15 protein-coding genes are annotated in these 13,866 nt (G+C 61.7%); 9 read left to right on the top strand and 6 right to left on the bottom strand.

The annotated features are described in order from the left end of the window. Position 1: 1 nt before the first annotated feature. The 6 genes from HCR84_RS14165 to HCR84_RS14140 all read right to left on the bottom strand — a co-directional run bounded on the left by HCR84_RS14165 (position 2) and on the right by HCR84_RS14140 (position 5,485). Positions 2–781 (bottom strand): PKD domain-containing protein, encoded by a 780-nt coding sequence (locus HCR84_RS14165; protein ID WP_166979991.1) that lies wholly within the window; start codon positions 779–781, stop codon positions 2–4. Positions 782–801: 20 nt separating this feature from the next. Next, a complete protein-coding gene (locus HCR84_RS14160; RefSeq protein WP_166979992.1) occupies positions 802–1,365 on the bottom strand; it encodes a DUF896 domain-containing protein in 564 nt (187 codons plus the stop codon). Between the two features lie 58 nt (positions 1,366–1,423). Beyond that, positions 1,424–2,866 (bottom strand): sodium:proton antiporter, encoded by a 1,443-nt coding sequence (locus HCR84_RS14155; protein WP_244972499.1) that lies wholly within the window; start codon positions 2,864–2,866, stop codon positions 1,424–1,426. Positions 2,867–2,891: 25 nt separating this feature from the next. Beyond that, positions 2,892–3,317 carry a DUF1648 domain-containing protein gene (locus tag HCR84_RS14150; protein WP_195706652.1) on the bottom strand — a complete coding sequence of 142 codons (426 nt, stop codon included), beginning with the start codon at positions 3,315–3,317 and terminating at the stop codon, positions 2,892–2,894. Positions 3,318–3,698: 381 nt separating this feature from the next. Then, positions 3,699–4,871 carry an FAD-dependent monooxygenase gene (locus HCR84_RS14145; protein ID WP_166979994.1) on the bottom strand — a complete coding sequence of 391 codons (1,173 nt, stop codon included), beginning with the start codon at positions 4,869–4,871 and terminating at the stop codon, positions 3,699–3,701. Continuing rightward, the gene (locus HCR84_RS14140) at positions 4,868–5,485 is read right to left on the bottom strand and encodes a TetR/AcrR family transcriptional regulator (protein ID WP_166979995.1); all 618 of its coding nucleotides are present in this window, start codon (positions 5,483–5,485) and stop codon (positions 4,868–4,870) included. The genes HCR84_RS14145 and HCR84_RS14140 overlap by 4 nt, the downstream gene beginning before the upstream one ends. A 220-nt stretch (positions 5,486–5,705) precedes the next feature. On the opposite strand from HCR84_RS14140, the gene dnaK reads away from it, so the two are divergent. From dnaK to HCR84_RS14095, 9 genes are all read left to right on the top strand, one after another. Further along, positions 5,706–7,565, top strand: a complete 1,860-nt coding sequence (gene dnaK, locus HCR84_RS14135) for a molecular chaperone DnaK (RefSeq protein WP_166979996.1) — start codon at positions 5,706–5,708, stop codon at positions 7,563–7,565. A gap of 2 nt (positions 7,566–7,567) precedes the next feature. Further along, complete coding sequence (locus tag HCR84_RS14130; protein ID WP_166979997.1) at positions 7,568–8,233, top strand: nucleotide exchange factor GrpE; 666 nt, start codon at positions 7,568–7,570, stop codon at positions 8,231–8,233. A gap of 5 nt (positions 8,234–8,238) precedes the next feature. Beyond that, a complete protein-coding gene (locus HCR84_RS14125; protein WP_166979998.1) occupies positions 8,239–9,219 on the top strand; it encodes a DnaJ C-terminal domain-containing protein in 981 nt (326 codons plus the stop codon). 2 nt (positions 9,220–9,221) lie between these two features. After that, entirely contained in the window at positions 9,222–9,644 is a 423-nt protein-coding gene (locus tag HCR84_RS14120; protein ID WP_166979999.1) for a heat shock protein transcriptional repressor HspR, read from the top strand. A gap of 134 nt (positions 9,645–9,778) precedes the next feature. Continuing rightward, entirely contained in the window at positions 9,779–10,492 is a 714-nt protein-coding gene (locus HCR84_RS14115) for a hypothetical protein (RefSeq protein ID WP_166980000.1), read from the top strand. A gap of 155 nt (positions 10,493–10,647) precedes the next feature. Beyond that, entirely contained in the window at positions 10,648–11,289 is a 642-nt protein-coding gene (locus HCR84_RS14110) for a hypothetical protein (RefSeq protein WP_166980001.1), read from the top strand. Positions 11,290–11,298: 9 nt separating this feature from the next. Next, positions 11,299–12,426, top strand: a complete 1,128-nt coding sequence (locus HCR84_RS14105; RefSeq protein WP_166980002.1) for a class I SAM-dependent methyltransferase — start codon at positions 11,299–11,301, stop codon at positions 12,424–12,426. A gap of 30 nt (positions 12,427–12,456) precedes the next feature. Beyond that, positions 12,457–13,251 (top strand): thymidylate synthase, encoded by a 795-nt coding sequence (locus HCR84_RS14100; protein WP_166980003.1) that lies wholly within the window; start codon positions 12,457–12,459, stop codon positions 13,249–13,251. Then, positions 13,248–13,724 (top strand): dihydrofolate reductase, encoded by a 477-nt coding sequence (locus HCR84_RS14095; RefSeq protein WP_166980004.1) that lies wholly within the window; start codon positions 13,248–13,250, stop codon positions 13,722–13,724. Before HCR84_RS14100 ends, HCR84_RS14095 begins: the two co-directional genes overlap by 4 nt. Positions 13,725–13,866: the final 142 nt, after the last annotated feature.

Raw genomic sequence — 13,866 nt, 5'->3', positions numbered from 1 at the left:
CTCAGCATCCGGGGCCGGTGGGATTGCGATTGCATTCCTTGTCGACAATGACGGAATTGGCGGTGGTGGCGATGGCGGTGACTCCGGATGCCGCCTTCGTCAGCGTTCCGTCAACGTCGAGCCAGCCGGTGCCCGACGTCTTGATCTGCACCGAGTAGTTCACAGTCAGCGACACCGTATACGTACCTTTTTCGGCGTATGTGTGGCTTGTCGCCGTCGCGGTGAATTCTTCGACCCCGAGGCTCTTCCATGAGCTGCCGCCCGTGCCGGTGTTTGCGGTTGACCCATCTCCCCACGACCACGAATAACTGCTCGGTGTGAACCGCACGGTGATCGGAAACTCGAAGAGCTTCCCCGAGTCGGTGTTCACATCGGCGTCGGCATAGAAGTTCGCGGGCAGCCCGACGATCATCCATCCGTCCGGCTCCATGGTCACGTGAGTCGGGGCGGGGGTGAACGATGCGAGGTCGTGAATGGTGATGGGATCGGATCCCTCGTCTGGGCATGTCCCAACGAAGCGGCACGGAAACTCGACATGCGCCTCTTCTTTGCCATCAGCGTCCCCGTCGCCGCTGTCGCCGCCGCCCGAGTTGTCGCCGCCACCACCGCCGCCGTTGTCGCGCCCGTCGGACCCGCCATCACCCGGATTGGTCTTGTCGGCACCGACGTCGACCTCTCCATCGTTGATTCCGGCATTTGCACATAACCCGAGTTTCTGCATCTCGGGAGAGCACTTACCTTGTGCCGAAACTGCTCCTCCGAAGAAGACAGAGGCCACCACTGAAACGAGAATTGCCAGGCTTAACTGGTGCAGAAATCGTCGCCCTGCCATGAGCCTTCATCTTCGATAATGAGTTGTTCGGATTTGGTTTCCCACGAGAGCGCAATTTCAACTGGGAAGACATCCGTGCGGTCTGATGGTGTTACATCGTTGCCGTTCTCATCCATGATCTGAACATTCGTTACGTCTTGGCAAAGCTTTATGCGCATTTTGACTGAGTCGTCGTCTTGATCCAGTGAGACCACTGACGCGGAGTTGAAGCTCGGAATCCCTTTTGTGTATTGATTCTTGTCGTCGAGGTATGTATCAGAGGTCAATTCTTTGAAGAATGGCTCTGACAGAATTGGCTTTAATTTGTCCGAACTGATGTCCTCGTCTGAAGTCATCTCGAAGAACGCGGCGTTGTACTGCTGGTAGACGTCGACCGCAGCCTGGAGCGCCTCGTCTTCGCTGGCGAAGATCGCCGTTTTCGTCGGGGTTGGCGTGGGCTTGGCGTCAGTTGGTGCGCACGCCGTGGCGCTCAGCGACAGCGCGCCGACACACACGAGTGCCACCATCGCACGCCACATCCGCGAGAAACGCATAAAGATCAGCGTAGAAAAATCGGCACCTGCCTGCGGAAGTTATCCACAGGCATCCGCATCAGGCCTGCGGGGTGCGCTCCTTGGCAGGCTTCGCAATCATCCAGACGGCTCGGGCGACGAGCAGAAGCGTGAGGACTGCGCCGAGCGCCTTCCACCAGAGGTCATCCGTGAGGAACAGCAGCACCATCGCCGCGAGCACAGGAGCGAGGTATGTGAGCGACCAGCGGATGTAACCGCCAAAGCTCGGCATCGGCACTCCGGCCGAATCCGCGACCGACTTGGTCATGAAGTTGGGGCCGTTGCCGATGTAGGTCATCGCCCCGCCCAGCACCGACCCGAGGGAGATGGCGATGAGCAGAATTTCGGGCACTCCGGCCACGAGGTTCTCACCATCGATATGGGAGATCATCTCAAAGAACGTGGCGTAGGTCGGGGTATTGTCGAGCACCGACGAGAGCCCGCCAGAGAAGATGAACAAGGTGATGTTCGTTAGCGGCAGCTTGGGTGCAATCTCGCCGAGGTATTCGAGCGCCGGCATCATCGTGAGGAAGATACCGATGAACAGGGCGGCCACCTCGAGAATCGGTGCCCACGTGAACTTGTTGTCGACATAGCGGGCGGCGCGGTTGCCGATGAGGAGAGACCCGACCGCAGCGGCGATCATGACGATTTCGCGCCACGGAATGCAGTCAGCGAACTCGGCGGTGCCGTGCTCAATTGCATGCGCATCGACGGACGGCACAAACGCAACGGCGATGATGATGACCGCAAGGAACAGAAGACCACTGCCGCCGCGCAGCCCGAGCTTCGTCTGCGTCGCGTTGTCCTTCTCAATTGTCTCTGCGGTCTCTGTGGCGTACGAGCGCTTATCGAGTGCGTAGAACGTCAGTAGCAGCATGACGTTGACGAACAGCCAGTACGGCCAGAGGCCCAGTGTCCATTCGAAGGGAACGCCTCGCAGCATCCCGAGAAAGAGCGGCGGGTCACCGAGTGGGGTGAGAAGGCCACCGCAGTTGGCGACGATGAAGATGGTGAAGACCACCGTGTGGACGCGGTGCTTGCGCTCCTGGTTTGTGTTGAGAATCGGCCGGATGAGCAGCATCGCAGCGCCCGTTGTGCCGATAAACGACGCGAGCACGCCGCCGATCGCGAGAAATATCGTGTTATTGCGTGGGGTGGCCTTGATATCGCCAGAGAGGAAGATGCCCCCCGATGCGACGAAAAGCGAGCCGAGCAAGATGATGAACTGGCTGTACTCGATCAGTGCGCCGGTGACGATGCCCGGGTGGCCAGCGAGGATGAACCACAGAGCGATCGGCACACCGAGCACAAGAGCGACGATGAGCTTGACGAGGTTGCGATCCCAGGCCTTCTCTGTTGCCGGAATCAGCGGAAGAATGGCGATGCACAGCAGCAATGCGGCAAAAGGGAGAATGCTCCACCACTCGACGTGCATCGCAGCATCCTTCCGTCGTGCCATGGTTCCATCGACGTGAACCACTGCTTAAGGCTACCGGAGCCGGGACCTATTCCGACTCTTCGTCAGTCACGCTCTCGCCGCCCGAAGTTCCTCTACGGTGTTTACGCGGCAGGGCGCTGAGCGCGAACGCTAACAGAGCAAGGACCGTGGTCCAGATAAGGATGTTCAGCAATGCCGAGGTTGATTGTTCCGGAGACCTGGCTGCGGACAACGAACTAAACCAGGTGAGTGCTATACCGCCTGTGATAAACGTTCCGCCTGCCATACCAGCGCTTCCAGCGAAGCGGGAGATGTCGTCGCCCGACGTCAGAACCACAACGGAGATCAGGATTGCGCCGATGAGCCCTGGCAGGAAGGACATCCAGAATGCGGCTTGGGTTCCGTACCATGCATCTGCAGTAAAGGTGGCATTCCAATGCGTGGGAACAGACGTGGGCAGATCGGCGGATGTTAGCCGATCGATGAGAACCACCAACGGAGGAATCCACGACGGAATCATAGAGAGAACGATGCCAGGTGAGTGGGGTACCGATGCGATATCTCGGAGAAGCTCTCTCATACCGTTCGTCTGACCGTCAGGACGGGCTGTGGTGTTTGCGCGGTGCGGACATACGCTTCAACACTCCACATGTATCGCAGCATCCTTCCGTCATTCCGCGGCTCCAGTGACGGGAACCACAGCTCAAGGGTAGTAGGCGTCGTGCTTGCGCCACGCGGTGGTCACTGTGAACTCCGTGCATCGTTGCAGATGCTCTTGTCGTGCCGCGTTGCTGTACTCCACGTGGCCGACCGTGGCGGCGTCGCTGGCGTTCGCAGGTTACTGATTTGGATGGGCGATGCGCACACGGTTTCATTACGATGCGCGACTGAGTTCGGCGAGGGAACGGTGATCCTTCGGAAGCAGGGAGCCAGTCATCACACGACTGAGCCCAGGTATGTGCATTGCACGGAACCCCCAGCGCCGCAGCATCAGCGTTGTTCGGGAGCGCGGCAGGAACCACTCGACGACTCGGTCACGCGCGGCCGCCTGCACCTTCGTCGTCTCGGGTCGCCACCGGCGTTCGTACTCGAGAAGGGCGTTGGGAACATCACGCGCGCTCGGGAGCAACTCGCCCAGGAGATATGCCCCCGCGACTCCAAGCGAAGCACCCTGGCCCGCGACGAGCGATACCGCGTATGCGGCATCGCCAACCAACACCACCCGTCCGCTCGTCCAGCGCGGCAGCTCGATCTGCGCAACCTGATCGTCGTACATCTCTTGCGACGGGGGAGCCTTCGCGAGTGCGCGCTCGACAAGTTCGCCCATTCCCGAGAGCTGACTGAGCAATTCTTCACGAGAGTCGGTCTGAGGACTCGGATCGGTCGTGCGGTACACCGAGAACGTTGCGATACGCCCTTCCCCAAGACCATAGAAGCCCATCTGGCGATCGAGCGTTTCGGTGAGCACAAACTGACCGTCCACGGCGTCGTAGATCTCGCGATCGTGAAAGATGAACGCATTTGTGCGCATGCCGAGATCGCGAACGTACTCGTTCTCCTCACCGAAGACGAGAGAGCGAATTCGAGAGTGGATGCCGTCGGCGCCGACGATCAGGTCGGGGTGCAGCTCGGTAGCGTCGGAGAGCCGTACAGACGAGTCAGTGATCGCGTCGACGGTGACTCCGTAGCGAATTGTCACAGTGTCTCTCAGCGACTCCCTGAGCACGCGTTCCAGAGCGGGTCTCATGATGCTGACGATCTCACCGTTCAGAGCCTTGACGAACAGATCGTACCTGACGCTCACCGTCGTGTGTCCGCTGCCGTCGACGTAGCGAAATGTGTCGACGGAGCTTGCCGCGTCGCGCAGCCGTTCGCCGAGCCCCATTCGATGCATCGCTTCGAACCCGGGCCCGGAGAAGTCGATCATGTACCCCTGTGGTCGAGGAGCGGGAGCGATGTCGACGACGACGACATCCCAACCCTTGCGATCAAGCTGGCCTGCGAGGGCCAGTCCGGTGATTCCTGCGCCGCAGATGAGTGCTTTCATTGTGTATGTCCTTTCTCTTCGGTATTCAGGCATGCCGCAATGAGAGCAAGGGCATCGTGCATCGGAATATGTGAATCGAGCCCCTTGTGAAGAATGAGTCCGTCGAGCACGGCGAGAAGCACTACCGCTGCGGTATCGGGGTCTGGATGGCCTAAGCGGGCGATCGACGCCGAGACCGCAGTGCGAAAGTCGACCATCAGGTCTCGCATCTTCTCTTTTAGAGCCGGATCCCGAGTTGCCGCGAGATACGCCTCGATGACGACGCGAGACGCCGGGTCAGTGCCGTCGTATTCGTCAAGTTCGTTGAGCATGGCATCAACGAACGAGTTGTCATCTCGCTGTTCGGCAAGTGCAGTCGTCGCCTGGTCAAGCGCCCGCTTCATCTCACTGAGGGCCGCCAGGCGAAGCACGTCGTGAAGTGAGTCGAAATGATAGTGCACCAGGCCCGATCGCACGCCAGCACGGTCGGCGAGAAGCCGGGTACTCACGGCATTCCAGCCGACCTCTCCAATGAGCGCGGTGGCGGCATCGAGCAACTTCGCACGCGCTGACGTGCCGCGCTCGGAGCTTGCTCTCGCAGAATTCGATGGAATTTGGTCATTCGCCTTGGACATATGCCCAAATTAGTCGATAGCGAGGCGCTCGTCAATGCATGAGGATCGTCATCCTGAAAGTTGAGCGTGCTTGGCTCAAGATTGGCTGGGAGAAATTGACACCGACATCGTGGTGAGTAAACTTGAGTCGCAGGCACTCAACTACGAATGCCTCGAGACTTTATCCCCCGCATCAGACGCACCATGCCATGAGACCTGGCTGGTCAGAAGGAGAAAACACATGTCACGTGCAGTAGGAATCGACCTCGGAACCACCAACTCGGTGGTGAGCGTTCTTGAGGGTGGCGAACCCACCGTCATCGCAAACGCTGAGGGCATGCGCACAACCCCCTCGGTTGTCGCATTCACCAAGGACAACGAGGTGCTCGTCGGCGAGACCGCCAAGCGCCAGGCTGTCACGAACGTCGACCGCACAATCGCATCGGTCAAGCGCCACATGGGCACCGACTGGTCGTTCCCCGTTGACGACAAGAAGTACACGGCCCAGGAGATCTCGGCTCGTATTCTGCAGAAGCTGAAGCGGGATGCCGAGCAGTACCTTGGCGACACGGTTACCGACGCGGTCATCACGGTTCCTGCGTACTTCAACGACGCGGAGCGCCAGTCGACGAAGGAAGCCGGCGAGATCGCGGGCCTCAACGTGCTGCGCATCATCAACGAGCCGACCGCTGCCGCCCTCGCCTACGGACTCGACAAGGGCAAGGAAGACGAGCTCATTCTCGTCTTCGACCTCGGTGGCGGAACGTTCGACGTCTCACTGCTCGAAGTGGGTAAGGACGACGACTTTTCGACGATTCAGGTGCGCTCCACCTCCGGTGACAACCGCCTCGGCGGAGACGACTGGGACCAGCGCGTCGTCGACTGGCTGATCACGCGCTTCAAGGAGTCGACGGGCGTCGACGTCTCGAATGACAAGATCGCCAAGCAGCGCCTCAAGGAAGCTGCCGAGCAGGCGAAGAAGGAGCTCTCCAGCTCGACGAGCACGAGCATCCAGCTGCCATACTTGTCTCTGACGGAGAACGGGCCGGCCAACCTCGATGAGACCCTCTCGCGTGCACAGTTTGAGAACATGACGAGCGACTTGCTCGAGCGCACGAAGAAGCCGTTCTCCGACGTCATTCGCGAGGCGGGAATCAAGGTCTCTGACATTGCGCACGTGGTGCTCGTCGGTGGGTCGACGCGTATGCCGGCCGTCGCCGAGATTGTGAAGAAGGAAACCGGTAAGGACGCAAACAAGGGCGTCAACCCCGATGAGGTCGTCGCTGTCGGCGCCGCACTTCAGGCCGGTGTTCTGAAGGGCGAGCGCAAGGACGTTCTGCTCATCGACGTCACTCCGCTGAGCCTCGGTATCGAGACCAAGGGCGGAATGATGACCAAGCTCATCGAGCGCAACACTGCAATCCCGACCAAGCGAAGCGAAACCTTCACGACAGCAGACGACAACCAGCCGTCTGTCGCTATTCAGGTGTTCCAGGGTGAGCGTGAGTTCACCCGCGACAATAAGAACCTCGGAACGTTCGAGCTGACGGGCATCGCACCGGCACCCCGCGGCGTGCCCCAGGTTGAGGTCACCTTCGACATCGACGCCAACGGCATCGTGCACGTGTCTGCGAAGGACAAGGGCACGGGAACCGAGCAGTCGATGACGATCACGGGAGGCTCGTCGCTCTCGAAGGACGACATCGACCGCATGGTGCGCGAGGCTGAGGAGAACGCGGCCGAAGACAAGCAGCGCCGTGAGCAGGCTGAGACGCGTAACAGCGCCGAGCAGCTCGCCTTCTCGATCGAGAAGCTCATCAAGGACAACGACGACAAGCTGCCAGAGGACGTCAAGTCCGAAGTGCAGGGTGACGTCGACTCGCTCAAGTCGGCTCTCGCCGGCGAGGACGAGGATGCTGTCAAGTCAGCCTTCGATAAGCTCAACGAAAGCCAGGTCAAACTCGGCGAGGCAATCTACTCGCAGGCGCAGGCCGAAGGTGAGCAGGCCCCGGCTGCAGGCGAAGAGCCCGCTGCCGAAGAGAACTCCGACGACGATGTCGTCGACGCCGAAGTTGTCGACGATGAGGACGAGAAGAAGTAGGAATGACTGACAAGAACCAGAACCCGGAAGAAGAACCGAGAGTCAACGACAAACGTCGCATCGACCCGGAGACCGGTGAGGTTCGTCAGCCTGAGGCGACCGCGGGGTCGGAGGCATCTGCCTCCGGCCCTTCGGCACAGGACGACGCTGCCGAGCAGGCCGCGTCTGCCGACGAGCTCACGGTCGACGACATTCTCGCCGCCGCTGATGATGACGCTCCTGGCGATGACGAAGCTGACGCCGAGAACGTGCGCGAGGCCGAGTTGCTGAGTGACCTGAAGCGCGTCAACGCGGAATACGCCAATTATCGTCGTCGTACGGAAGGCAATCGCGAGGCCGAGAAGGAGAGAGCAACGGGCAACGTGCTGAACGCACTGCTCCCCGTGCTCGACGACCTCGACCTCGCCGAGAAGCACGGCGATCTTGAGGGCGACTCCGCCTTTTCGCAGATCGCGTCGAAGCTGCGCCAAACGGTGGAGCGTCTCGGTCTCGCGAAGTTCGGTGCCGAGGGTGAGGCGTTTGACCACAATCAGCACGAGGCGATCTTCCAACAGCCGAGCCAGGACGTGGAGACAGAGACCATCGTCGACGTCGTTCAGACCGGATACTTTGTGGGAGACTCTCTGCTGCGAGCGGCCAAGGTGGTCGTCGCTGTTCCTGCCGAGTAGGTGCCATGGCCAGTCAAGATTGGTTCGACAAGGACTTCTACAAAGTTCTCGGTGTCGACAAGAGCGTGAGCCAGGCAGATCTCAAAAAGACCTACCGCAAACTGGCTCGCAAATACCACCCAGATTCACACCCGGGTGACGTCGCAGCTGAGTCGAAGTTCAAAGAGATCTCTGAGGCATACTCGGTGCTCTCCGACGAGGCGCAGCGCAAGGAATACGATCAGGTTCGCGCGATGGGGTCCGGCGCCCGATTCACGGCGCCGGGCTCCGGCGGCGGTAGCAATGGCGGCTTCGAGGACGTCTTCGGTGGAATGTTCGGCGGCGGAGGAGGCGGCGGCTACCAGCAGGCCGACTTCGACGACATCCTCGGCGGAATGTTCGGCGGGGGTCGCTTCGGGCAGCCGAGCGGTGGATACCGCGGCTTCGGCGGGCCGACGCCTGGGCGTGATGTGACAGCATCCACGACCCTTGACTTCATGACCGCCACCAAGGGTGACACGATCACTCTGCAGACGGCCGATGGGCGGCCCATCAAGGTGAAGATTCCTGCGGGGGTCTCTGATGGGCAGAAGATCAAGCTGCGCGGAAAAGGGCAGCCCTCACCTGATGGCGGCGAGCCAGGCAACATCGTTCTCACGGTTCACGTGCGCAAGCACCCCGTGTTCGAACGTGAGAACCTGAACCTGCGGGTGCGCGTTCCCGTGACTTTCGTCGAGGCGGCCCTCGGCGCGACGATCGAAGTGCCGACGCTTGAGGGTCCTCCCGTGAAGCTCAAAGTGGCTGCCGGCACGCCGAGCGGTCGTGTGCTCCGCGTCAAGGGCCGTGGCGTGGAGACGTCAAAGGGAAAGGGCGATCTTCTTGCCGAGATTCAGGTGGCCGTTCCGGCCCACCTGTCACCGGAAGCCGAAGCCGCGCTCAGGGCCTTCCACGATCTTGAGCCGGGCGAGAACCCCCGTGATGAGATTCTTGCGAGGGCACGAGGCTGACCATGGACGAGAACTCACCGATCTTCGCCATCGCGGTCGCCGCCGAGCTTGCGGGAATGCACCCGCAGACGCTCCGGCAGTACGACCGCATCGGGCTCGTGCAGCCTCAGCGAACGGCCGGTCGTTCTCGCCGCTACTCCATGCGAGACGTTGAGCAGCTGCGCGAAGTGCAGCGCCTCAGCGGCGAAGGCGTGAGTCTTGAGGGAATCGCCCGCATTCTGAGTCTCGAGAATGAGGTAACACGACTCTCCGGTCGTGTGCGCGAGCTCGAGAACGCTCTCGCGGACCAAGTGCTGAAGGCTCAGGGGCGGCGGGTTTTCGCCGCAGGCGAGCATGGCGACGTCATTCCTCTGAGAAGCGGAACACGCACGCAGAGGCGCACGGAAGTCGTCGTCTGGCGACCGCGCCGAAACGGCGACGTGTAGCAAAGCTCGCACAGCGCCGGCCACCGATACGCTCGGTGGCCGGCGCTGTGCCTATGGGGACGGGTACCACTTCCCACAGACAGTCATCCGCTCGTCTGCGACAGTGAGAGAACGAGCAGAACAGGAGCACGGTCGTGTCGAACCAGTACCCGGGTTACCCGCATCCGCCATACGGCCACGGTGCACAGGGGCCCGGCATGCCACCTGGCCCTCCGTATGCGCCGCTGCCGAATCAACCGTACCGCCCCATGGCTCGCACGCGTCCGCCACTTACCCGCACTCAGAAACGGGCAGCTCTTTGGTCGGGTGCCCTCGGATTCCCCATTATGACTCTGGGGTTCACAATCGTTGTGTGCGTGCTCGGGTGGTCGGCAATCGCGGGAATCATCGCCGGTGTGCTGTCACAGGCCGAGTACAAAGACAGTGACACTGTTGAGATCCTCGACTTTCTGAATGCGATGGGCGAGTTCTGGTGGGTCTTCGTCCTGGCTCTCGTCGTTGGACTGCTCATCTGGGGCGCCGGTTACGGATCGAGCATCGGCATCGCCAAAGCCGGACACATCAAAAAGGCAACGGGGATGACCTGGGCAGGGCTCGGGATCGCCAGCTTCGCGGGGATGATTCTGATGTGGCTTGGGCAGATCGTTCTCTCTGTCGGCGGATTCTTCGTCGCGATACTCAGTCAGGATTCTGCGGGCGTGAACGTCGTGATCTACGGGACAATCTACTGCGTGTTGAGCATCGTCATCTGGGCGGCCACCGGAGCGTTGAGCTGGTGGTGGATGGCGCACTGCATGCGTGACCGTCACCCGGCGCAACGGTACGCGGGAGAGCCGTACTTCATCTGACCTGGCACCCGGCGCGGGTTCGCCGGACGGCGCCATTGATTTCGTCGTCCACAGGTCGGCAGTCGGGTGCGGTTATTCACAAGGTGTTGATCTGCCGTGCGAGGCCGCTGCGCTGTTTGCAAAGGTGAGGTCCTACCGAAAAGGGAGGACTGCCGATGTCGAATGCCCACGATCCGCGCTCCGCGCCCGCGGCGTATTCGCCGACAGTGTGGCCCCCAGGTCGTTCGGTGCCACAGCGGATGCCGCCAAAGCTGCCTCTTTCGCAACGACAGCGCCTCAGCGCGCAGCTCGCCGGGGGTGCGACGTTTCTGTTCATCGGCGGCGGCGTGACGGTGCTTGTCGTCACCGTGTTCGGCGTGGTGTTGACATTGTTCTACGTCGGAGCATGGCAACTCGCGGTTGGAGCGGGCGAGGAATTCGTCGAGACAACGGAGACCCTCCTCTGGCAAGGAGCGGTCGTTGTCGGTCGATGCCTCCTCGCCTGCGGGCTCGGTTATGGGGCAAGCCTTCTCGCGCTCCGCCTCGGCAGGGTACGCCAGACGAACCTCACAACGCTGCTCGGGGCGGGCATCGCCTCGGTGGCGTGGTCGATCATGGCCGGAATCTTCGCGATCGCATACTTCTGGATCGGAAACGCGCGCTTGCCCTTGGCGGGCAGTCCCGATGCCGCGAGTCAGTTTCAGACGGTTCTCATCATCGGAATGGCGATCGCAAGCGGCGTCATCGTCGGCTCACTCAGTTGGTGGTTGGCCGCACACCTGCTGCGCTCGGCTGCCGGTGGAGCGCGCACGCCGTAGCCTGAGAACGTGACAGAGTTTTCGTTTGACGCGCTGCGTCGATGGCCCGACGTCGAAGCACCGAATCTCTCTGCGTCAGATGCGACAGATCGGCTCGTTCTCGACACGGCAGCGTCAGAGCTGGCGGATGCCGCTGTCGGCGACGTCGTGGCGATTGGGGACCGCTACGGTGCCCTCGCGCTTGGTGCGGCCGCGCTGCACGGCGCCGGCGGGATCCGCGTGCATCAAGATGGCCTATCGCAGGAGCGGGCCATCGCCGCGAACGCTGAGCGACTCGGGCTCAGCGACCGCGTCGAGCTGAGGCCCCTCGACGATGAGCTGGTGAGCGGCGCTCGCGTTGTTCTGCTGCAGCTTCCCCGGTCGCTCGACGCGCTCGACGAGATTGCCGGGTTGATCGCACGTTCGGCATCGCCGGATGCTCGCGTCTTCGCCGGCGGTCGGGTGAAGCACATGACCCCCGCGATGAACGATGTTCTCGGCACGGCGTTCGGCTCAGTGAGCGCGGGACTCGCCCGCCAGAAATCACGTGTGCTCACGGCATCCTCGCCTCGTATCGGCGCCCCGCAGCGGTGGCCGAAATCGCGCCGTCACGACGATCTCGGGCTGACCGTTTGGGCACACGGAGCCGTGTTTTCGGGAAACCAGATCGATGTCGGAACGCGGTTTCTGCTCGATTACCTCGATGCGGTTCCCGCCGGTGCACGAGACGTTGTCGACCTGGGCTGCGGCACGGGTGTGCTCGCGACGGAGTTTGCGAAGAGAAGACCGGATGCTCGCGTGACGGCGACCGACCAATCGGCGGCCGCCGCAGCATCCGCTCATCTGACGGCCGAGGCGAACCGCGTCGGCGACCATGTCACCGTGCAGCGCGACGACGGTCTGTCTGCTCAGCCCGATGCCTCCGTCGATGCGGTGCTGCTGAACCCGCCGTTTCACATCGGCGCCTCCGTTCATGCCGGAATCGCGCTGAAGCTCTTCGCCGAAGCGGGGCGGGTGCTTCGACCGGGCGGAACGCTGCTCGCCGTATGGAACTCGCATCTGCAGTATCGAGCGCAGCTCGAGCGCCTGGTCGGTCGCACGACGCAGCTGGGGCGCAACGCGAAATTCACGGTGACCGTGTCGCGTCGACTCGACTGATCTGTCGGCGCCGTCGATTACGCTGGAGGTATGCGCCAATACCTTGATCTGATGCAGCGTGTTCTCGACGAGGGCGTCGAAAAATCCGACCGCACCGGAACCGGAACACTCAGCGTGTTCGGGCACCAGATGCGGTTTGATCTGCAGGCAGGCTTTCCTGTTCTCACAACGAAGAAGCTGCACCTGCGGAGCATCATCGGCGAACTTCTGTGGTTTCTGCGGGGCGACACGAACGTGGCCTGGCTGCACGAGAACAACGTCAAGATCTGGGATGAGTGGGCTGACGAGAACGGCGATCTGGGGCCGGTTTACGGTCACCAGTGGCGCTCGTGGCCGACCCCGAACGGCGGGCACATCGATCAGATCGCGACAGTGATCGAGTCGCTGAAGGCAAACCCCGACTCACGGCGGCACATCGTCAACGCGTGGAATGTCGCCGAGGTCAACGACATGGCTCTGCCGCCGTGCCACACGATGTTCCAGTTCTATGTCGCAAACGGCACGCTCTCGTGCCAGCTGTATCAGCGCTCGGCCGATATCTTTCTCGGTGTGCCGTTCAACATCGCCTCGTACGCGCTTCTCACCATGATGGTCGCGCAGGTCACCGGGCTGAAGGCGGGCGAATTCGTTCACACGTTCGGCGATGCTCACCTCTACGTGAATCACCTCGAGCAGGCGAAGCTGCAGCTGTCGCGCGAGCCAGGGCCGCTGCCCACCATGCGCATCAATCCTGAGCGCACGCAGATCGACTCCTTTGAGATCGCCGACTTTACACTCGAGAACTACGAAGCGGCCCCCAGCATCAAGGCGCCGATCGCGGTATGACCGTCACGCTCGTTGCGGCCATGGGCCGAAACCGGGTGATCGGTGCGGAAGGCGGAATGCCCTGGCACCTGCCCGACGACCTCAAGCACTTCAAAGCAGTGACGCTCGGCACGACGATGATTATGGGGCGTCGCACGTTCGACTCGATCGGTCGGCCTCTGCCCGGGCGTCGCACGGTCGTTGTGACACGGGATGCCGGGTGGCAGCGTGACGGCGTCGGCGTCGCCCATTCGCTTGGCGCTGCTCTCGCTCTCGCGGGTGATGCGCGCATCTCGATCGTCGGCGGCGGGCAGATTTATGCTCAGGCGATGCATCTCGCCGACCGCATGGAACTGACATTCATCGATGCCGAGCCTGACGGTGACACGCTGTTTCCCGAATGGAACGACGCCGATTGGCGTGAATCGACACGCGAATCGCACGACGGTTTCGACTTCGTGACCTTCGAGCGCATTCGCCACGCGCGAGAGTGACGGGGAAAGCCCTTCATCGCGGGAAACTCTGCGCGCAAATCTTGAGCACGTCGCCCCATGCCGTTTGGGCTCGTCGAGAGTGGCCGTGTATTCGTCTGGGATGAGGGCAGTCATGGCGTCACGGTACGTTTTACCTCCGACA

Origin of the sequence: Paramicrobacterium fandaimingii, from assembly GCF_011751745.2 — a bacterium.
Taxonomy (GTDB): Bacteria; Actinomycetota; Actinomycetes; order Actinomycetales; family Microbacteriaceae; genus Paramicrobacterium; species Paramicrobacterium fandaimingii.
The sequence above is the reverse complement of the archived record's forward strand: the minus strand, read 5'-3'. Positions and strand labels throughout refer to the sequence as shown.

What these genes read in the sequence shown, in the direction of transcription:
- HCR84_RS14095 (WP_166980004.1), top strand. Translation starts at nt 13,248, where the DNA reads ATGACCGTCACGCTCGTTGCGGCCATGGGCCGAAACCGGGTGATCGGT.
- HCR84_RS14160 (WP_166979992.1), bottom strand. Translation starts at nt 1,365, where the DNA reads ATGCGTTTCTCGCGGATGTGGCGTGCGATGGTGGCACTCGTGTGTGTC.
- HCR84_RS14100 (WP_166980003.1), top strand. Translation starts at nt 12,457, where the DNA reads ATGCGCCAATACCTTGATCTGATGCAGCGTGTTCTCGACGAGGGCGTC.
- dnaK (WP_166979996.1), top strand. Translation starts at nt 5,706, where the DNA reads ATGTCACGTGCAGTAGGAATCGACCTCGGAACCACCAACTCGGTGGTG.
- HCR84_RS14145 (WP_166979994.1), bottom strand. Translation starts at nt 4,871, where the DNA reads ATGAAAGCACTCATCTGCGGCGCAGGAATCACCGGACTGGCCCTCGCA.
- HCR84_RS14110 (WP_166980001.1), top strand. Translation starts at nt 10,648, where the DNA reads ATGTCGAATGCCCACGATCCGCGCTCCGCGCCCGCGGCGTATTCGCCG.
- HCR84_RS14130 (WP_166979997.1), top strand. Translation starts at nt 7,568, where the DNA reads ATGACTGACAAGAACCAGAACCCGGAAGAAGAACCGAGAGTCAACGAC.
- HCR84_RS14125 (WP_166979998.1), top strand. Translation starts at nt 8,239, where the DNA reads ATGGCCAGTCAAGATTGGTTCGACAAGGACTTCTACAAAGTTCTCGGT.
- HCR84_RS14120 (WP_166979999.1), top strand. Translation starts at nt 9,222, where the DNA reads ATGGACGAGAACTCACCGATCTTCGCCATCGCGGTCGCCGCCGAGCTT.
- HCR84_RS14140 (WP_166979995.1), bottom strand. Translation starts at nt 5,485, where the DNA reads ATGTCCAAGGCGAATGACCAAATTCCATCGAATTCTGCGAGAGCAAGC.